At 44.8% G+C, this 21059-nt stretch carries 15 protein-coding genes, 1 tRNA gene and 1 riboswitch; of the genes, 11 read left to right on the plus strand and 5 right to left on the minus strand.

Annotated elements, in window-relative coordinates; translation table 11 throughout:
* Positions 1-124 precede the first annotated feature (124 nt).
* The 4 genes from ST37_RS03000 to metH all read left to right on the plus strand — a co-directional run bounded on the left by ST37_RS03000 (position 125) and on the right by metH (position 5813).
* Positions 125-201: transfer RNA gene (locus ST37_RS03000), tRNA-Asp, on the plus strand.
* A gap of 438 nt (positions 202-639) precedes the next feature.
* Entirely contained in the window at positions 640-948 is a 309-nt protein-coding gene (locus ST37_RS03005) for a hypothetical protein (RefSeq protein WP_084883702.1), read from the plus strand.
* Positions 949-1130: 182 nt separating this feature from the next.
* Positions 1131-2072, plus strand: a complete 942-nt coding sequence (gene metA, locus ST37_RS03010) for a homoserine O-succinyltransferase (protein WP_084883704.1) — start codon at positions 1131-1133, stop codon at positions 2070-2072.
* A 72-nt stretch (positions 2073-2144) separates the two neighbouring features.
* Positions 2145-5813 carry a methionine synthase gene (metH, locus tag ST37_RS03015; RefSeq protein WP_084883705.1) on the plus strand — a complete coding sequence of 1223 codons (3669 nt, stop codon included), beginning with the start codon at positions 2145-2147 and terminating at the stop codon, positions 5811-5813.
* A gap of 56 nt (positions 5814-5869) precedes the next feature.
* Here the strand turns inward: metH and lysC are convergent, their stop codons facing one another.
* Complete coding sequence (gene lysC, locus ST37_RS03020; protein WP_084883707.1) at positions 5870-7219, minus strand: lysine-sensitive aspartokinase 3; 1350 nt, start codon at positions 7217-7219, stop codon at positions 5870-5872.
* Positions 7220-7293: 74 nt separating this feature from the next.
* Positions 7294-7467, minus strand: a riboswitch (Lysine riboswitch).
* A gap of 164 nt (positions 7468-7631) precedes the next feature.
* On the opposite strand from lysC, the gene ST37_RS03025 reads away from it, so the two are divergent.
* On the plus strand, positions 7632-8747 hold the full coding sequence (locus ST37_RS03025) for an alanine--glyoxylate aminotransferase family protein (protein WP_084883708.1): 1116 nt from the start codon (positions 7632-7634) through the stop codon (positions 8745-8747).
* Positions 8748-8948: 201 nt separating this feature from the next.
* Here ST37_RS03025 and ST37_RS03035 read toward each other — a convergent pair whose 3' ends face one another.
* The 4 genes from ST37_RS03035 to ST37_RS03050 all read right to left on the minus strand — a co-directional run bounded on the left by ST37_RS03035 (position 8949) and on the right by ST37_RS03050 (position 15371).
* Complete coding sequence (locus tag ST37_RS03035; protein WP_084883712.1) at positions 8949-10736, minus strand: PglL family O-oligosaccharyltransferase; 1788 nt, start codon at positions 10734-10736, stop codon at positions 8949-8951.
* Between the two features lie 51 nt (positions 10737-10787).
* Positions 10788-13616, minus strand: coding sequence for an excinuclease ABC subunit UvrA (uvrA, locus tag ST37_RS03040; protein WP_084883714.1), 2829 nt, complete (start codon positions 13614-13616; stop codon positions 10788-10790).
* Positions 13617-13747: 131 nt separating this feature from the next.
* Complete coding sequence (galU, locus tag ST37_RS03045; protein ID WP_084883716.1) at positions 13748-14620, minus strand: UTP--glucose-1-phosphate uridylyltransferase GalU; 873 nt, start codon at positions 14618-14620, stop codon at positions 13748-13750.
* 121 nt (positions 14621-14741) lie between these two features.
* Complete coding sequence (locus ST37_RS03050) at positions 14742-15371, minus strand: LuxR C-terminal-related transcriptional regulator (protein ID WP_172400921.1); 630 nt, start codon at positions 15369-15371, stop codon at positions 14742-14744.
* A 306-nt stretch (positions 15372-15677) separates the two neighbouring features.
* Between ST37_RS03050 and ST37_RS03055 the strand changes: the two genes are divergently transcribed.
* The 6 genes from ST37_RS03055 (at position 15678) to ST37_RS03075 (ending at position 21046) form a co-directional block, all read left to right on the plus strand.
* The gene (locus ST37_RS03055; RefSeq protein WP_084883720.1) at positions 15678-16214 is read left to right on the plus strand and encodes a single-stranded DNA-binding protein; all 537 of its coding nucleotides are present in this window, start codon (positions 15678-15680) and stop codon (positions 16212-16214) included.
* 111 nt (positions 16215-16325) lie between these two features.
* Positions 16326-16478: a hypothetical protein gene (locus ST37_RS19930; RefSeq protein WP_172400922.1), complete on the plus strand. Its 153-nt coding sequence runs from the start codon at positions 16326-16328 to the stop codon at positions 16476-16478.
* Between the two features lie 49 nt (positions 16479-16527).
* The gene (csrD, locus tag ST37_RS03060; RefSeq protein WP_084883722.1) at positions 16528-18519 is read left to right on the plus strand and encodes an RNase E specificity factor CsrD; all 1992 of its coding nucleotides are present in this window, start codon (positions 16528-16530) and stop codon (positions 18517-18519) included.
* A 63-nt stretch (positions 18520-18582) separates the two neighbouring features.
* Positions 18583-20034 carry a hypothetical protein gene (locus tag ST37_RS03065; protein WP_084883723.1) on the plus strand — a complete coding sequence of 484 codons (1452 nt, stop codon included), beginning with the start codon at positions 18583-18585 and terminating at the stop codon, positions 20032-20034.
* Entirely contained in the window at positions 20035-20691 is a 657-nt protein-coding gene (pilO, locus tag ST37_RS03070; protein WP_084883725.1) for a type 4a pilus biogenesis protein PilO, read from the plus strand.
* Positions 20684-21046, plus strand: a complete 363-nt coding sequence (locus tag ST37_RS03075) for an MSHA biogenesis protein MshK (RefSeq protein WP_242426204.1) — start codon at positions 20684-20686, stop codon at positions 21044-21046. Before pilO ends, ST37_RS03075 begins: the two co-directional genes overlap by 8 nt.
* Positions 21047-21059: the final 13 nt, after the last annotated feature.

Here is a 21059-nt window from a genome sequence, read left to right on the forward strand (position 1 = left end):
CCGATGGTAGTGTGGGGTTTCCCCATGTGAGAGTAGGACATCGCCAGGCTTCCAATTTATTTTCACTTTTTTGAAAAGTGAAGACAAAAAGTATGGACACTTGCGAAAGCGAGTACGCCACTGCGGAGTGGTAGTTCAGTTGGTTAGAATACCGGCCTGTCACGCCGGGGGTCGCGGGTTCGAGTCCCGTCCACTCCGCCACTTATACAAAAACCCAGTACGAATGTGCTGGGTTTTTTGCTATTTGTCATTTGCTCATTCAATCAAGTATTTACGATGTGCTACCGTTACGTTCCGCTATCGCGATACGGGCCGGTATCAGCGAAGTCAGGTCGATACCGGCCCGTTTGCGCACGCGCAAACGTACCGGTAGCGAATTTAACGACCATAAATCTGGTGAATAAAGCAGCTCTATGTTTAGAAGCCCAGCATGAAAGTGCTGGTTTTTGCTATTTGTCATTTGCGCATTCAATCAAGTATTTACGATGTGCTACCGTTACGTTCCGCTGTCGCGAAACGGGACGGTATCAGCGAAGTCAGGTCGATACCGGCCCGTTTGTGCACGCGCAAACGTACCGGTAGTGAATTTAACGACCATGATTCTGGTGAATAAAGCAGCTCTATGTTTAGAAGCCCAGTATGAAAGTGCTGGTTTTTGCTATTTGTCATTTGCTCATTCAATCAAGTATTTACGATTTGCTACCGTTACGTTCCGCTATCGCGATACGGGCCGGTAGCGAATTTAACGACCATGAATCTGGTGAATTAAGCAGCTCTATGTTTAGAAGCCGAGTACGATTGTGCTGGTTTTTTTGCTATTTGTCATTTGCTGATTCAATCAACTATTTACGATGTGCTACCGTTACGCTCCGCTATCGCGAAACGGGATGGTATCAGCGAAGTCAGGTCGATACCGGCCCGTTTGCGCACGCGCAAACGTACCGATAGCAAAAATTAACTGGGCCAATACTTCATTATCTCATTCTCACGGCAAAAGATTCTTACAACACAAAAAGTCAGTCAGCGAAGCGCTATTTCTAACCAGTAACTTCTACTAAATTACGCCTCGACATTAATACCTTGATCATATAGATTGGAAGTATAGACGTCTAAACGCTTATAGGAAGAGCATGCCGATTCGAATTCCAGACAAACTGCCCGCAGCTGAAACTCTGCAAAAAGAAAACATCTTTGTGATGAGCGAGTCTCGTGCATCTACACAGGAGATTCGTCCTTTACGAGTGCTGATCCTAAATTTAATGCCTAAGAAGATAGAGACTGAGACCCAGTTTCTTAGACTACTGTCTAACAGTCCATTGCAGGTAGATGTAGAGCTACTGCGCATAGACAATCGACCTAGTAAAAATACACCTGAAGAGCATCTTGATACCTTTTATCGGCAATTTGAGGCAGTAAAGCAGCGTAACTTTGATGGACTCATTATTACCGGTGCACCACTTGGTTTGGTGCAGTTTGAGGACGTGCTTTATTGGGATCACTTACAAAGTATTATGGACTGGGCTAAAGACCATGTGACCTCTACATTGTATGTATGCTGGGCCGCGCAGGCTGGCTTAAAACTGCTTTACGATTTGCCTAAACGTACTCGCAAGCAGAAGTTGTCTGGTGTCTACAATCATCAAATTCATGATCCGCACCATTCGTTGCTTCGAGGTTTTGACGATGAGTTCTTAGCGCCACACTCACGTTATGCTGACTTCTCGCCAGAATATTTAGAAGAGCATACAGACCTCGATATTTTGGCAACCTCGGATATTGCCGGAGTTTACCTTGCCTCTACTAAGGATAAACGTAATGTGTTCGTCACTGGGCACCCAGAATATGAGTCACACACACTACACTCAGAATACATTCGAGATGTAGGTGAAGGGATGGATCCCGATATTCCACTTAACTATTATCCAGATAATGATCCTAACAACACACCTAGAGCAAGTTGGAGAAGTCATGGTCATTTGCTATTTAGTAACTGGTTGAATTACTGTGTTTACCAACAGACGCCTTACGATCTAGATCATTTTTCAGAAGAAAACTTTACCAAGGACGACTAGACCAAACTAAAAAACAAAAATGGTCAGCTCGATTCATGACAGACAAGTTTAACCTCAAGGACAAGCAGTACAGTGTTAGAACGTTCTATATTAGAAGCCGAACTTAAAAAACGCATCCACATAATTGACGGTGGTATGGGAACAATGATCCAAGGGTACTCTCTTGAAGAAGAGGACTACCGTGGTGAGCGATTTGCGAATTGGCACAGTGACCTAAAGGGGAATAATGATCTGCTGGTGTTAACACAACCGCAGATTATTAAGTCGATTCACAATCAGTACCTAGAAGCGGGTGCGGATATTCTTGAAACCAACACGTTTAATGCAACAACCATTGCCATGGCCGATTACGACATGGAATCGTTAAGTGCAGAGATAAATATCGCTGCAGCAAGGTTAGCTCGAGAAGCTGCTGACGAGTGGACAGCCAAAACACCTCATAAGCCACGCTATGTTGCTGGTGTGCTAGGTCCAACCAACCGCACTTGCTCAATCTCTCCTGATGTGAACGATCCAGGCTTTCGTAACGTCTCATTCGATGAGTTAGTTGAAGCTTATAGCGAATCAACAAGAGCGCTCATTGAAGGGGGTTCAGACCTAATTCTTATTGAGACTATCTTTGATACGTTAAACGCAAAAGCCTGTGCTTTTGCGGTTGATTCTGTATTTGAAGAAATCGGACGAAAACTCCCGGTAATGATTTCAGGAACCATTACCGATGCATCAGGGCGAACTCTATCTGGGCAGACCACAGAAGCTTTTTATAATGCGCTTAGGCACGTCGAGCCAATTTCATTCGGTCTAAACTGTGCTCTAGGGCCAGATGAATTACGTCAATATGTAGAAGAGCTTTCTAGGATCAGTGAAACCTTTGTTTCTGCGCACCCTAATGCGGGTCTGCCTAATGCCTTCGGTGAATATGACCTAGAAGCGGAAGAAATGGCTTCTCACATCAAAGAGTGGGCTGAAGCTGGATTCTTGAACTTAGTGGGTGGCTGTTGTGGTACTACGCCTGAGCATATTAGACAGATGTGCGTCGCGGTAGAGCAAGTTGCACCAAGAGTACTTCCTGATATCAAAGTCGAATGTCGTTTATCAGGTCTAGAGCCACTAAGCATTGCCAAAGAGTCACTGTTCGTAAACGTTGGGGAAAGAACCAACGTAACGGGTTCGGCACGTTTTAAGCGATTGATTAAAGAAGAGTTGTACGATGAAGCCCTAGAGGTAGCGAGACAACAGGTAGAGAATGGCGCTCAGATCATCGATATCAACATGGATGAAGGAATGCTCGACGCTGAAGCGTGTATGGTGCGATTCCTTAACTTATGTGCGTCTGAGCCAGAGATTTCGAAAGTCCCTATCATGGTCGACTCCTCAAAGTGGGAAGTCATTGAAGCTGGCCTAAAGTGTATACAAGGCAAGGGCATCGTAAACTCAATTTCGCTTAAAGAAGGCAAGCAGAAATTTGTTGAACAGGCCAAATTGATACGCCGTTATGGTGCTGCCGTAATTGTTATGGCATTTGACGAAGTCGGGCAAGCTGACACCAGAGAGCGAAAACTAGAAATCTGTACAGAAGCCTATCGCGTGCTTGTTGATGAGGTTGGCTTTCCTCCTGAAGACATTATATTCGACCCTAACATTTTTGCGGTTGCGACAGGTATTGATGAGCATAACAATTACGCCGTCGATTTCATTGAAGCGGTTGCAGACATTAAACGAGACCTACCCCATGCGATGATTTCAGGTGGTGTGTCCAATGTGTCTTTTTCGTTTAGAGGCAATAACTATGTCCGTGAAGCCATCCATGCCGTGTTCCTATACCACTGTTTTAAAAATGGTATGGACATGGGGATCGTTAACGCTGGGCAACTAGAAATCTATGACAATGTTCCTGAAAAGCTGCGCGAAGCGGTGGAAGATGTTGTGCTTAATAGACGTGATGATGGTACAGAGCGTCTACTCGATATTGCGGCAGAATACGCAGGTAAAGGTGTAGGTAAAGAAGATGATGCTGCTGCCCTGGAATGGCGAGGGTGGGAAGTTGAAAAACGTCTAGAGCATGCACTCGTTAAAGGCATCACCGAGTTTATTGTTGAAGATACCGAAGAGGCACGAGCCAAAGCAAGCAAGCCACTCGAAGTGATCGAAGGCCCCTTGATGGATGGCATGAACGTCGTTGGTGATCTATTTGGTGAAGGCAAAATGTTCTTACCTCAAGTGGTTAAATCTGCACGGGTAATGAAACAGGCTGTTGCCTACCTCGAACCCTACATTGATGCCGAGAAGCAAGCGGGCCAAACCAACGGTAAGATTCTGCTCGCAACCGTAAAAGGTGATGTGCACGATATCGGTAAAAATATCGTTGGTGTAGTACTTCAGTGTAATAACTACGAGATCATCGACTTGGGTGTGATGGTGCCATGTGAGAAAATATTAAAGGTTGCGAAGGAAGAAAAGGTCGACATCATCGGACTTTCTGGCCTGATCACTCCGTCGCTGGACGAAATGGTGCACGTGGCTAAAGAAATGGAGCGACAAGGCTTTGACTTACCGTTGCTAATAGGTGGTGCCACTACTTCTAAAGCTCACACTGCGGTTAAGATTGAGCAAAACTATTCTGAGCCAGTAGTGTATGTAAATAACGCCTCACGTGCAGTTGGCGTATGTTCCTCCTTACTCTCAAATGAACGTAAACCAGAGTTTGTGAAAAAGTTAGAGCTGGATTATGACCGAGTTCGAGATCAGCATGCGAGAAAGAGACCCAAGTCTAAACCCGTTACACTTGAGGTAGCACGTCAAAATGCAGTGAACATAGATTGGCAAAGCTATCAACCACCCGTTCCAAACACCTTAGACCCCGTGGTCATTCAAGATATAGACATTGCGATATTGCGTGATTATATCGACTGGACTCCGTTCTTCATGACCTGGAGTTTAATGGGTAAATATCCAGCGATATTGAACCATGAAGAAGTCGGCGAAGAAGCAAAACGCTTGTTTAAAGACGCAAATGACTGGTTAGATAAAATCGAAAAAGAAGGGCTACTTAAAGCCAGTGGTATGTGTCAATTGTTCCCCGCGAACCGTGTGGATGACGATATTGAGGTTTACACCGATGAAACTCGAACCGTAGTCGCCAAGACCCTGTTTAACCTTCGACAGCAAACAGAGAAGAAAAAAGGGGCGAACTATTGCATCAGTGACTACGTTGCCCCTAAATCGTCAGGTGTCGCAGACTATATTGGCGCGTTTGCGGTGACTGGCGGCATAGGTGAGCGTGACCTAGCCGACAGCTACAAAGCACAAGGTGATGATTATAATGCCATTATGGTTCAAGCGGTTGCAGACCGATTAGCCGAAGCGTTTGCGGAGTACTTACATCAGCAAGTAAGAATTAAGCACTGGGGTTATGCAGCAGATGAAAATCTGAGTAACGATGACCTTATCCGCGAAAAATACCAGGGCATTCGACCAGCACCGGGTTATCCAGCTAACCCTGAGCACACTGAAAAAGGGAGCTTATGGGAGCTGATGAATGTTGAGCAAACCATCGGTATGGAGTTGACGTCAAGCTACGCAATGTGGCCGGGTGCATCGGTCTCTGGCTGGTACTTCTCACATCCTGACAGTCGATACTTTGCAGTTGCTCAAATTCAACAGGACCAATTAGAAAGCTATGCTAAGCGAAAAGGTTGGGATCTTGTTGAGGCTGAAAGGTGGTTAGGCCCTAATCTGTAATAAAAAAAGAGCAGGTTATTACCTGCTCTTTTCAATTTTGTCTATTGTCGAATTAGCTACTCAAACAGTTCTCGGTGTAACTGTTGGACCGCTAATCTCGCGTCGGACTCCGCCATCAAGAAACACAAGTTGTGATTACTTGCTCCATAGCAAATCATCCGTAAATTGTACTCTTCTAGAGTGCTAAATATCTGCTTTGCCGTTCCACGTGCCTGACCCATATTATTACCGATCAATGCAACTAAACTTAGGTTATGTTCAATCTTAACAGAGCAAAGCTGCTCGAGTTCAGCTTGAGCCGCTGCAGGTAATTGCGGAGCACCACCGGCGGTATTTGTTTGATCCAGTGTGAGTGACACACTAACCTCGGATGTTGTGATCAAATCAACGGATACTTTGTGCTTAGCCAATATTTGAAATACTTCGGCTAAAAACCCGTATGCTTGGTACATGTTGATGCTTTTGAGCGTAACCATCGTTTGGTTACCACGCAAAGTTAGCGCACGAAAAAGCGGTGCGCTCGCAACGCGATCTCGAATCCATGTACCGCCTTGTTCTGGGGCTTTTGATGAGCCTACAAATACAGGGATATGATGACGTAGCGCTGGCAAAAGTGTTGAAGGGTGTAAAATTTTAGCGCCAAAGTTAGCCGCCTCTGACGCTTCACTAAAGCTGATTTCTGGTATCGGCTTCGCGGCAGGTGCAATTCGTGGATCGGTGGTGTAAATTCCAGGGACGTCGGTCCAGATTTCCAGACCCGCAGCATTAATGGCCTCAGCAATCAGTGCTGCACTGTAATCACTGCCACCACGGCCTAGCGTTGTTGTAGAGCCTTCTGAGTCTGAGCCTATAAACCCTTGTGTAATTACGACCGATTGCTCGCACAATGGCGAAAGCAGCTTTTGGGCCTGCTCGCGGGTTTGTTCAAGGTCTGGCTCTGCACTGCCGAACAGTGAGTTTGTTTTCAATACATCTCTAATATCAAATCGTACCGATTCGACACCATGCTCAACAAACACTTGAGTGAGAAGATGAGTAGACATTAACTCACCGCACGACACCAAATGATCGGTCAATTTCAAGTTGGGCTGTAAAGAGGCGGATTCCGCCGCTTGAGTGATGCTGAGGATGATCTCGTCTATTGATTCAGTAACGTCACCCGGCTGTTGCAACTGCTCGATCACTGCTACATGAATGGCGCGAATTTTTTCAATAATGCTGTTTCGCTCGTTAGGATCAGCAACGCCATTGGCAAGTTCAACAAGTAGGTTTGTCACACCAGAGCAAGCGCTGCTGACGACAAGTTTTGTATAGGGGTTGTTTTTTACAATGGCTGCACAACGGCTCATTGCTGTAAAATCGGCGACACTGGTTCCACCGAATTTAGCGACATTGAATGCGCTCACGCGAATCTCCTAATTCCTTTAGACATAGCTATGTTAATGTTTATGCAGAGAAAAGGAGCGTGGGAGTCACGTAGATTCTTAGAAGCTCATCGCTCTTTAGGTCGAGCGACAGTTGCTAGGATTCAACCTAAACACCCGATATCGACTTTCCCCAAAATCAACACCTCGGCACTGCTCCCCCTGAGTAATTTGTCTTGGAGTGGGGCTCCACAAACTACCTACCTGGGCAATGCTCCTCTTCTGCATTTGATGTCTTCATTGAACTTGCTCTGCATAATTATGTCAATGCTGATCCGCCTGAATTTGCAAATAATTTCAAAATATGATGTGGTATGACCACTACTAGAGTCGTATAGAAATTCAGCGACCAACTTTTTACCCTTAACTTACCCAACGTGAAATAGGAAATGTTATGCACATAGAGAGCTTCTATCCTCCAAAGCGAACCCTCATGGGCCCTGGACCATCAGACATATCCCCTCGAGTACTTCAATCTTTGAGTCGTCCAACTGTGGGACACCTTGATCCCCTTTTTATAAAGATGATGGATGAAGTGAAGTCGTTACTGCAATATGCCTTTCAAACCAAAAACGAATTTACCATTGCTGTTTCTGCACCTGGGAGTGCAGGGATGGAGACCTGCTTTGTCAATTTAATAGAGCCAGGGGACAAAGTGATAGTCTGTCGAAATGGGGTGTTTGGCGAAAGGATGCGTGAAAATGTAGTTCGAGTTGGCGCGGAAGCGATCCTAGTCGACAACGAATGGGGTGAGCCGGTTGACCCACATGCTGTTGAGCAGGCACTACAAAAAAATCCAGGAGTAAAAGCCGTGGCCTTTGTTCATGCCGAGACCTCGACAGGGGCACTCAGTGATGCTAAATCTATTGCCGCTATAGCGCGAAAGTTTGGCGCGTTGAGCATTGTTGATGCGGTGACGTCGTTAGGTGGCGTTCCACTGTTGGTGGACGAGTGGGGGCTTGATGCTGTCTATTCTGGTAGTCAAAAATGTCTCTCTTGTGTGCCGGGTTTATCACCGGTTACCTTTTCGCCCAAAGCCGTTGAGGTAATGAGTCAAAGAAAAACACCCGTTCAAAGTTGGTTTCTAGACCAAAGTTTAGTATTAGCGTACTGGAGTGGGCAGGGCAAGCGCAGCTATCACCATACTGCGCCGGTTAACAGTCTTTATGCGCTTCATGAAGCGTTACTATTATTGCACACCGAAGGCTTAGAAAATGCGTGGCAGAGACACAGCGATATGCATGAGAAGCTCAAGAAAGAGCTTGAAACACTTGGTATAGAGTTTGTCGTGGATGAAGATCACCGATTGCCTCAGCTCAACACAGTGAAGATCCCTGCTGGCGTCGATGATGCTCAAGTAAGAAACCAGTTGCTCCAGCAATTTAACTTAGAAGTGGGCGCTGGTCTTGGAAAGTTTTCCGGCAATGCATGGCGGATTGGCCTAATGGGTTATGGCGCTCGAGAAGAGAATATTGCATTGTGCATTCAAGCTTTGCGCGAAGTCTTATAGCAATCGAAGTAATTAATTGGTCAGAAATTTGTGACAGAGAAATTGCTGCGAACAAGGCAAAGATTGACGTAGGCAACTGTTCTAACTACAAAATCTTTAACGCCGTTGTCAGTGATTTTAACGATCAAGAATGGTCAGGTAATTGCTTTGGTTGGTATTACCCAAATAAAGACTATAAAGGAGCCCATAATGGCTCCTTTTTTACTGTTGTGCTGCCATAGAGTTGGCCGCAGCGGATTCTGCTTCGGTGTTAGAAACGTGGAACTTTCTGATCACTTCATCAATGTCATAGTTAGGAAACAGGTATTTTGATTCCTCACGAATTCTCTGAGCGTTTGTAGGTTGATCAAGACCTTCATAAGCCATAACCAAGTTGGCGTAGAAAGCCGGGCGTGGAGTCAGCTTAACCTGCTCAAGTGACCAATCGACAAACCGTTGTAGCAAGTCGTGGTTTCCCGTTTTAAGCCCTATATTGAGTAAGTGAGCATGAATGTCCCAGTCTAGACGAAGCTTCCATACGATTGGGTTGGTTACTTGGTCAAGAAGCTGAGGATCCGGTTTTTGGGCATATTCGAACTTTCTTAGTATATGATTCGATTGAAGCGTAGTCGCCATAAATACGACGATGACTATCGGCAACACAAGACTGGATATTTTGCATGCAGAGCTACTCAATGAGCTTATGGTCGTAGTCTTATATCGCCCTGACTTTTGGTCAACCCAATAAAGTAAAACGATAAATGTAATCCAATGGATCGCCGAGTGGTAAAACGGATACTCCAACTGAGCGTGTAAAGCGAGAGGCAGTAATAACGCAAAAATGGCCAACCTAGTACCATGCCGTAAAGACATGATGCGTTGAAGCGTAATCAGGGTCACCAACAAGATAGCGATAATCGGTAAGATTCCGCCTTCAACCCCCCAATACATTATCTCGTTGTGAGGGTGATCCAGTGATGGAATGCCCGGTGGATAATCGCTATTAAGTTGATGTTGGCGCGCCGTATAGAGAATATACTGCGACTCGAATTGTCCATAACCATATCCACTTATAGGTTTTTCTATCATCATATCTATGGTTTGTGGAAAGGTGATGTTTCGTGCACCTTTTAGACTGAGCTTGTCTTCCACAAACTCACTTTGCCCGCCATTGCTGAGTAACACCGATCCTAATGCTAGACCAATTGCCAATGCTGATAGCCAAAAGGTAACGCGTCGTTTGGTAGAAAAACGAACCAAATAAGGGATGATCAAAACCACCCCGATAGATGCCGCTATCCAACCTGTTCTTGATGCAAGGACTACGATCAATGGCACCGAAATGATGGGTATTGAGTAGAGAAATAACGTTTTACGCAATCGTGAGTCGTACTTTTTTTGAGGTTGCCTCGCTAACAGATATCCGGACACGATCAATCCAGTTGCAAGGAAGCTAGCCATTACATTAGGCTGCTGAAAAATGCCATAAGGTCTATTTTTGAGAGTGTCGTAGCCGAACAGATTCCCAGGCTCTAAGATCAAATATTGCACCCCACCAAAAATGCTTTCAATAAAGGTTGCGATCACGATGAACCACAATAGGCGCTGTCGTTGTGCGTTGGAGAATCTAAATTGTTGAAATAATGCGAACAGCAGGAACCCTGCCCATAAACCGATCAAGCGGCTTGTCGCATTAAAGCCCGACTCTAACGAATACAGTGCTGGAACAGTTAGCAGGATACAGCCAATCAGTAATATTAGGGTTAGCTTGGTATAACGAACAAAGCCACTACGCGCTATTTGATACAACCCCACTCCAAATGCCCCTGACATGCATATCCAAGTTGCAGGGTTAAACGAAAGCATTAGGCCAGAGCCGCCAGGGTTACGCATGAAGTAGTGCATACCCAGGATAAAGGTAAGACCGATATAGAAAAGAAAGCGGTTATTTAGCGGTAGGGTAACGGGCTTTCTGTCTAGCTGAGTACCTTGAGTGATCAGTGTGGCCATTACTTTCCTATAGTGCATCCCTAACGGTGGAATGCACTATAGTAATAGATATTAGCGAGATAACATAGGTTTAAGGAAAGTTGCAGTGTGAGAGCCTTTCACTTTAGAGACTTTCTCAGGCGTGCCTTGAGCGATGATCTCACCACCACCACTGCCGCCTTCGGGGCCAAGGTCGACAATCCAGTCAGCGGTTTTTATCACATCTAGATTGTGCTCAATGACCACTACGGTGTTGCCATGGTCACGTAGACGGTGCAGAACGGTTAATAGCAATTGGATATCATGGAAGTGCAGCCCTGTTGTTGGCTCATCTAAGATGTACAGTGTTTTACCGGTATCGCGTTTAGATAACTCACGCGCAAGCTTTACTCGTTGAGCTTCGCCACCAGATAGCGTTGTCGCAGCTTGCCCCAATCGTACATAAGACAAACCGACGTCCATAAGCGTTTGAAGTTTACGTGCCATCACGGGAACAGGTTCAAAGAACTTGTGCGCATCTTCTACCGTCATCTCTAGAACGTCATGGATAGATTTCCCTTTGTATTTCACTTCTAGAGTTTCGCGGTTGTAACGCTTACCTTTACAGGAGTCACATGGAACATACACGTCGGGTAAAAAGTGCATTTCTACCTTCAATACACCATCACCTTGGCAAGCTTCGCAGCGTCCACCCCTTACGTTAAAGCTAAACCGACCGAGTTTATAACCCCTTGAGCGAGACTCTTGAGTACCTGCAAACAACTCGCGAATAGGCGTGAAAATACCCGTATAAGTTGCTGGATTAGAGCGCGGCGTTCGCCCAATTGGGCTTTGGTCAATATCGATAACTTTATCGAAATGTTCAAGGCCGGTAATTTTCTTATACGGTGATGGCACGGCTGTTGTCGCACCATTAAGTTCGGTATGCGCAATCTTAAAGAACGTGTCGTTGATCAATGTAGATTTACCTGACCCCGATACTCCTGTCACACAGGTAAACAAGCCAACAGGAAGCTCTAGATTGACGTTATTTAAATTGTTTCCCGACGCGCCATTAAGTTTTACAACCTTTTTACGATCCATCTTGGTGCGCTGCTTGGGTATTTCAATTTCTTTTGCACCACTCAAATATTGACCCGTCAACGAGTTCGGGTTGTCCATGATTTCTTGCATGGTCCCTTCTGCGACGACATGACCACCATGCACGCCCGCACCTGGACCAATATCAATAACGTGATCAGCGGTTCGAATGGCATCTTCATCGTGTTCAACCACCAACACTGTATTGCCCAAGTCTCGAAGATGGGTGAGTGTTTTTAGTAATCGTTCATTGTCTCTTTGATGCAAGCCGATTGACGGTTCATCGAGAACATACATCACCCCAACAAGGCCGGCACCAATCTGGCTAGCAAGACGAATACGTTGCGCCTCACCTCCCGACAAAGTTTCAGCGCTGCGTGAAAGGTTGAGATAATTGAGCCCAACGTTGACCAAAAAGTGCAGGCGGTCATTGATTTCTTTTAAGATCTTGTCGGCAATTTTTGCCTTTTGTCCCTCAAGGGATAAAGAGTCAAAAAACGTGACCGCGTCAATAATGCTCATTTCGACAATATCGGGCAGTCGTGTATCGTCGACAAAAACATTTCTGGCTTCAGTGCGTAGTCTCGTACCACCACAACTGTTACACGATTTCGTAGAGATATACTTAATCAGATCTTCTCGTACAGCATTGGACTCTGTGTCTCTGTAGCGGCGCTCAAGCGTATTCAGTATGCCTTCAAATGGGTGGGTCTTTACACGAATATCGCCACGATCATTAATGTATTTAAACTCTACCTGGGTACGACCAGAGCCATTCATTAAAATATCTCTTACCTTCTTTGGCAGCGATTTATACGGTTTGGTTAAGTCAAAACCATAGTGTTCAGACAAAGAGGTTAGCATTTGGAAGTAGTAGTAGTTTTTTCTGTCCCAGCCCTTTATCGCACCGTCGGCAAGGCTTAGACCTTCATCCAGAATTACCCTAGACTCATCAAAATATTGTTGTACGCCTAAGCCGTCACACGTGTGACACGCTCCCGCAGGGTTATTGAAGGAGAACAGTCTAGGCTCAAGCTCTTGCATGCTATAGCCACAATGTGGACACGCAAAGTTGGCGGAGAAGACAATTTCATCTTTATTTGGCTCATCCATCCAACCGATAGATGCGACGCCACCAGAAAGCTCCAGTGCAGTCTCAAACGACTCAGCCAATCGTTGCTGTAAGTCATTTCTCACTTTGAAACGATCGACGACCACTTCAATGGTGTGCTTTTTATGAAGCTCTAAGGTTGGTGGATCCGATAGGTCACACACGTCACCATCAATTCGAGCTCGGATAAAACCTTGAGCGGCAAGATTTTCTAGGGTCTTTACGTGCTCACCTTTTCTTTCCTGAACCACAGGAGCAAATAGCATCAACTTGCTTCCTTCTGGCTCTTCGAGAACCTTATCTACCATTTGGCTAATGGTTTGCGCGGTCAGTGGAACTTTATGATCAGGACAACGTGGCTCCCCAATACGTGCGTAGAGCAAGCGTAAGTAATCATAGATTTCGGTAATGGTTCCAACGGTTGAGCGTGGATTATGTGACGTCGATTTTTGCTCAATAGAAATGGCTGGAGACAACCCCTCAATATGGTCAACGTCGGGTTTTTCCATTAGCGATAAAAATTGACGTGCATAGGCGGATAACGACTCAACGTATCGTCGTTGCCCTTCAGCGTATAACGTGTCAAACGCCAACGAAGATTTACCAGACCCCGATAGTCCCGTGATCACAACAAGCTTATCGCGTGGGATGGTAATGTTAATGTTTTTAAGGTTATGCGTGCGGGCGCCGCGTACGTCAATGGTTTCCATTTGAGCTTCTCTAGCTGAATTTCAGTCCGAATTGCTCAAGTATTACATAGAGTATGAAAGGTGCAAAGATTTAACTGGATAAAAAAACAGTAAAGGCCCCTGTTGGGGCCTTTACTCAGTCGTACATTTAACTATGAGTTTTTCTTAGTTGAATGCTTGTCTAGCTCGGTTTTCTTCTTATCTTTTAGGTACATATTTTCAAAGCAGAAGTTGGTGGCTTCGATATAACCTTCAACACTACCGCAGTCAAAACGTGTGCCTTTAAATTTGTAGGCTAAAACACATCCCGCTTTTGCTTGTTTAAGCAATGCATCGGTAATTTGAATTTCGCCACCTTTGCCAGGCTCAGTTTGCTCGATTAGATCAAAAATATCGGGTGTCAGGATGTAGCGACCAATGATGGCAAGGTTACTAGGCGCAGTACCTGCTTCAGGCTTTTCTACCATATCGTCGACACGGTAAAGATCGTCTTTGATCATCTCGCCTGAGATCACACCATATTTGTGTGTTTCGTTTTCAGGGACTTCTTGTACCGCAACAATAGAGCAACGGAACTGACGATATAGCGCAGCCATTTGCGCCAATACGCCTTGTTCTTCGTTGACACACAGGTCATCGGCCAATACGACGGCAAAGGGTTCGTCACCAATCAGGTCTTTACCGGTTAAAATAGCGTGCCCAAGTCCTTTCATTTCACGTTGACGAATATAAGTGAAGTTTGCAGAATCAATGATTTCTCGAATATCGACCAGTAACTCTTCCTTGTTGGTACCGTTGATTTGGTGCTCAAGTTCGTAGTTCTTGTCAAAGTGATCCATGATGGAGTGTTTACCACGGCCAGTAACAATACACATACCGGTCATACCCGCTTGTATGGCTTCATCGACGCCATACTCAATGAGTGGTTTGTTAACAACGGGCATCATTTCTTTCGGCATAGACTTTGTGGCCGGAAGAAAGCGCGTGCCGTAGCCAGCGGCAGGGAATAAGCACTTTTTAATCATTATTGTGTCCTGTGTCTTAGTCAATTCTTGGGGAATTCGCGTGCAAATGTATCATTGGCACTGCTTAAATAAAAACCTTAGTGGATTCTTTTACAGAATAATTGTTCACAATTGAGATCAGCTACATACGATCTTCCAAATAATGGTGTGCCCAAGCTGCAGCTTGATGTCGGTTATCGACATCTAACTTCTTAAAAATTCTGTACAAGTGGGACTTAATCGTGTGCTCACTGATACACAGTGTATCGGCCAGTATTGAATTACTGGACCCGGTTTTAAGAAGGTTCAAAACTTGTATTTCTCGATGAGTCAGTTGAACTTTATGGGGAGGAATATAACGAACAATGATCGAATGAAAATATCGCAGCAGCTGATTACTCAGCTCTCGGTTGAACCAAACTTCACCTTGGATGATTTGTGCCAACCCGCGAGTTAGTTCTAACAACGTGACCCCTTTGTAGAAAACACCTTGTACTCGACCAAAGTGGATGACCTCACGTATTGAAATGCTATCAGGCGCATCAACCAATACAATTCTCGGGGCGTTTGCCCACTGATATAGAGACAAACTTTGCTGTAAAGAGTGCCTCGCTGCAAAAGCCACAACAATGATTGGTGTCTGTGGTAGCGAAGAAGAAAAGGCATTGTGTAACGGCAAACTTTTTGCATCTAAGTCGTCAATCCAATTAACAAGCTGCTGGCTGACGGACGGATGATAAAAGAAAACTGTGTGTCGATCTTGACTGTCCATACTTCCTCCTAGTGTCATATTCTATCGATCGCGCGGCAATGAATTGAACCTAGTAGAAGCTCAATGTATATGAATGTGAGATGGAATACCTTTACTGCCTGATTCACAAATAAAAATGCAAATCATGAAGCAAAAGATAGAGAGTTTTGAAGTCGCGCGAGGTCTTTGAACTGCACACATTAACGAGGATTAATCTTTTAAAAGACGCGGTGTAAGCTAGACTTTAAAGAATCAAACCTTGAGACGAGCAGAGATAGTGTTATGCTTGTCCCCTTTTTGAAAAACAGACGAATTACGGAGCAGTACATGGCAAGCCGTGGTGTAAATAAAGTCATCCTGATGGGCAATCTTGGTGGCGACCCAGAAGTGCGTTTTGCGGCAAATGGCAACGCGATCGCAAACATTACAATCGCAACTTCAGAGACGTGGCGTGATAAAGCCTCTGGTGAACAACGTGAAAAAACTGAGTGGCACCGTGTTGTGTTGTTTGGTAAAACCGCGGAAATTGCCGGTGAGTACTTGCGCAAAGGCTCTCAAGTTTATGTCGAAGGTCAATTGCAGACTCGTAAGTGGCAAGACCAAAACGGTCAAGACCGTTATACTACAGAAGTCGCTGTTCAGTGGCCAACGGGTCAAATGCAACTACTTGGCTCTCGCCAGCAAGGTGGTGGACAACAGCAGCAACAGCAACAACAAGGTGGTTGGGGCGAACCTCAACAGCCACAAATGAGCCATCCTGGTAATGCGGTTCCTCAGCAAGCTAAACCTGCACCACAACAGCAGCAGCCAAAGCCTCAGTACAATGAGCCGCCAATGGACTTCGACGACGATATTCCGTTCTAGCTCCCGTATAAATTAAAAGTGTAAGAATAAACACTTTTAATTAGGTAAATACCAGTTAACCCAGCAGAAATGCTGGGTTTTTTTATGCTATCAGAATAGGTTAAACGCTGAATGGGGTCTTCCAACATATCGCTCAATAAAAAACGTCAGTTTAGCCATTATGCCCAATGCGGCTATTGGATGTTTAACCTTTACCACAGTTATGACGTTGCGAAACAAAATGCTCGTGCGATTCACTCAATATCACGCTATCTTGGTGGTTAACATGGCGCTCTAAAATAGACACTTACCGAAATCAAGGATCGATTTCTAGATGAGATACACGTCCACATTAAAACTAAGCACCAGAATGGTTACGGTTGTGACCATGATTGTTGTGACCACCATATTTCTGCTGTTTGTTGGCGGTAGCTTTTCGATCAAAAAACTCGGCGATGAGTATATGCATCAAACGTTGAGAAGCATTGTACAAGTCGTGGATGAAGAGCTCTCCGAGGAACATGACCCGGAAGAACTTCGTCGCTGGATCCCAAAATTGCTGAAAGCCAGCAGTGTCATTGAGCTAGAGATTCGCTCAAGCGGCACAGGCACAATTTTTGACTATCGAGACACATCCCAAAAATGGGATACAACGATGTTATATGGCGATGAGTTCGCCTTAACGAGTCATCCAGACTATGTTCTCGAGATAAAAATGGTTCCTCCCTATGTAGGGTACAGCTACTCTATTGGGGCTTTGTCTTCGTTTACCTTTGCGATTATTTTGATCATTTTTTGCTTGTATCAAGGCGTGAAATGGCTGCAACAGCAATTGCTGGGCACAGAGCTCTTAGAAGAGCGCGGCAAGATGTTGTTGGCTGGGCGCGTAGAGGAGTACGCAAAAGGAGATGCTAGAGAATGGCCTTATACGGCTAGTGAGGCACTGGATCGGTGTATTCAAGAGCTGAATGACGCTCGGCGCGAGCGCAGTCGATTTGATACTTTCCTACGTGAAAACACATTCTTAGATAAGCTAACGGGTTCTGCGAATCGGGTGATGTTTGACAGTAAACTGCAGTCTAGTCTTATGGAAAGTGGATCCAGTGGTGCGATAGCGTTAATAGAGATCTATGAGTGGGAAGGGCTTAAGGATAACCTATCAAGTGACGAGCAAGAACGTCTGTTACTTCAACTCGACGAATCGATTAAAAGCGTGTTTTCACGATACGATGAACTTCTCATCGCTCGATACTTCGATAATAGCTTTGCATTGTTATTACCACGTGTAGGGGCAAAAGAGTGCACGCAACTGTTAAATCAATTGCTTAATACTTTAGAGAAGTTATCGTTATCTCCCATCGTCAATCAAGAAAACTGGGTGCACTTTGGGTTAACCATGTACCGTCATGGTGAAAGCCGCGGTCGATTACTGGAAGAGGTAACGACGGCCCTAAAAAGTGCTCAATTGCAATCATCGAATAATTGGAGCCGTTTTGACAAGCAACACGAAGAGCAGGCTCTTAGGGGCAGTGTTCGTTGGCGTCAATTGTTTGATAAGCAAGCTCGAAAAGAGTCCATTCAGTTTTACGCTCAACGCTGCTTTGTGGAAGATGGAAATTTACGTGAAGAGATCCACCAGGAACTGTTTGCAAGGATCTTTGATGAAAACAATCAACTGTTAAAAGCATCGCAATTTTATAATGCATTGACTCAGGTCGGGTATGAAGCTCAGTTTGACAGTGAAGTCCTACAGAAAGTTAAGAAATTAGTAAATAGTGATTCAGGGCGATATTCGGTAAATTTATCCACGTTGCCATTTAGACAACGCAGTCATCAACATCGATTTAGAGACTACTTACTCACAATGCCGCCCAGTCAGCGCCAGCGCTTGAGCTTTGAATTTGTAGAAAGTGAGTTGGTGACGCATTTAGACTTTATGCGCCCCGTATTGAAGTTGATTTCAGCCGTAGGCTCCACTGTAATTGTGCAACAAGTTGGCAGAACAATTGTAAGCACTTATTACTTAAAAGAGTTTGATATTACGTTTTTAAAGTTGCATCGAGGTATTGTTCGAGAGATCGATCGTCGCCCTGAAAATCAACTCATTGTTCGCAGTTTGTTAGGGGCTTGCAGTGACAGTAACACCGAGATCATCGCGGTAGGCGTTGAGAAAGAAAGAGAGTTGGACTTTTTAAGACAGCTAGGTGTTAAAGGCGTTCAAGGACGCTTGTACGACCAAGAGCATCTTAAAGGTAGCCAGGCAGAAAAGATTGTACACAACACAAAGGTGCAAGTCGGTCGAAGAAATCGCTGGCGTAATAAATAGCTCAACCAGTTCAAAGTGTAGTATTATTAAACACTTAATAGAAAGGGAATTGTATTAAACCTTATGTCCAAGACATTTAGCCAACTGAAGCTGTTTAAACGATTGAGTCAGTCGAGCGCTACTCAAGGTGGCGTGACGTTTTTTGTCAGTAAACATGTTCTCTATTTTACCCAGCGACAGGACCCGCAATTTAGCCATAATCAGGTTCCTGTTGTCGGGGGTGATTGGGGGCAAGCGTTACAGAGCGTCTTGGAAAGTATCGAGGTTAAAGGTCTCTCCTGCACTGTTGTATTAGGCTCTGAGTTTTACCAAGCTTATCAAATTGACACCCCAAAAATACCCAAAGAAGAGTGGCCAGTCGCGCTGCCTTTTTTGTTAAAAGATGTTATTGCCGAGCGAATTTCAGACGTTGTCGTTGATGCCGTTGAGTTACCAACTAAAGGCAAAAGCCAAGCTTATGTGTACAAGAAAACACAGTTAGAGCTATTAAAATCTGCCTGTGAGAGTCAAGGGCTCGATCTTGCGCAGGTCATCCCTGAAAACGAAGTGTGGGCAAAAGTCGCGACTCAACAGGATAATTTTTTATTGCTGCATCGTGCGCAGAAAGAAAACTTCTCAGTTGCTGCAATCAATAATAGCCATACTGTGTTTCAACGAGGGATCCGAGGCGTTGTTGCTCCTTTGACGTCATCACCTGCAGGTGGACTTCAATTTGATAGTCTTGCGCTTGAGGTTCAGCGCTCGGTTGATTATCTGTCGGCAAGCTTTAAGCAGGTCCACTTCAATCACCTGTTTGTTGTCTGTGATGAAGAAGATACCCCCCAGTTGTTGGATCAACTGAGCTCTAGATTAAGTGTCAATGTCGCAGCTCTACCGGAAGGCTGGGAAAGCGTAGGAGCATTGTTAACAAAGACCGCGCTGCTAAATCAGTTTGACGTTAACTTATACCCACAACATTTACACCCTCAAAAAGAGCTGTTTACTCTAGCGACAACACTTATCTGTTTAGGGGTATTGGCTGCGGCAATTGCAGCGACAACGGCTTACTATAGTTATCAAAATACGCAAATCCAAAAACAGTGGGTTTCGGTTAAAAAACAAGTCACTGAGTTAACATCAGAGCAGGCGAAGTTGCAGCAAAAGTTGTCGCAGCACGTTGTGACAAAAAGCAAGCTTGATGCGGCTGAACGCATAGCAAAAGACATCGAAGCCAAACGAGCCTCACTGAGCGCGGTAGGTCGATTCGACGAAACTCAACGCGCCGGCTTTTCGGGTGTTATGTCAGCCTTGGCCAATATTGATCGCGATGATATAGCGCTTGGATCTATTTATATCAGCGCAGATAGGCTTAGCTTTGAAGGTTTGGCTAAAGATCCAACCAGCGTCCCAAGCTGGCTCAAAGAATTTAAACAAGAAGTCAATTTAGTGGGGCGTAGTTTCGAGTCGCTAAATATTGGACGCAATGAAGAAGGCGTTGTTACGTTTAAAGTCGACTCAAAAGCAGGAAGTAAATAAATGGCAGAACGTTGGCAGCAATGGAGTGAAAAGTTTACTCAACTTTCCGAGCGAGAAAAATGGCTGATTGTGATTTGCAGTGCGGTAGGCATTTTTCTGTTGGGATTAACACTTTTTGTTGAACCAGCAATGAAACAGCACGACGCCAGTAAATCTCGCTTTGACGCAGATGTAAGGTCAGTCAGTCGATTAGAAAATGAAAACATCGCTTTGGAAGCTCAACTAAAACGCGACCCTGATAGGGAAATTGACCGAAAACTCGAGCAATTGATGGACGAGAGTTTGGCGCTAAGTGAAGAGCTATCCACTATGGTGAATAGCTTAATTGCACCCAGTCAAATGGCCCACTTACTTGAAGATGTTTTGCAAAACAGTACTAAGTTGACGCTCGTGTCTCTCAATTCACAAACGCCAGAAACATTGGTGGCTAAGAGTAACGTGAACGGTGAAGATAGCGATGGTTTTTATTTGCATCCAGTGCGCATTGAGTTAACCGGAAAATACTTCGATATTTTGGAGTATCTGCAACTGCTCGAGTCTATGCCTATGCAGTATTTTTGGCGCAGTTATCAGTATACCGTTGAAGAGTATCCTGAAGCACGATTAGTCATGGAAGTGTATACATTGAGCTCTAGACAGGAGTTTATCGGTGGTTAAGTTATTCTATCAATTAGCAATTTTTGTACTGTTTATGAGCTGCACTAGTGTCATGGTTAGCGCAAACACAGAAGACGACAGCAGTGCGAGTGATCCGACAGCACCGTTATCGTGGACAGCACCTAAACAAGTTAAGACAGAAAAGAAGAAAACCTATTACCCCGTCCCTAAGTTGAAAAGCATTGTGTGTTTAGGGGGCGTTGAATGCTCAGTGATTTTAAACGATAGATTGGTTGAGCAGGGGGACTGGGTGTCAGGTTACCAAGTACAAAAAATAGATAATGAATACGTGGTTTTGGTGAGACAAGGAAAGCGTTGGGTACTCGAGCTCTTCGACTCAACCATTAAGCAATAAGGTACAGTGGGAA

Source organism: Vibrio sp. qd031, from assembly GCF_002100145.1.
Classification (GTDB): Bacteria; Pseudomonadota; Gammaproteobacteria; order Enterobacterales; family Vibrionaceae; genus Vibrio.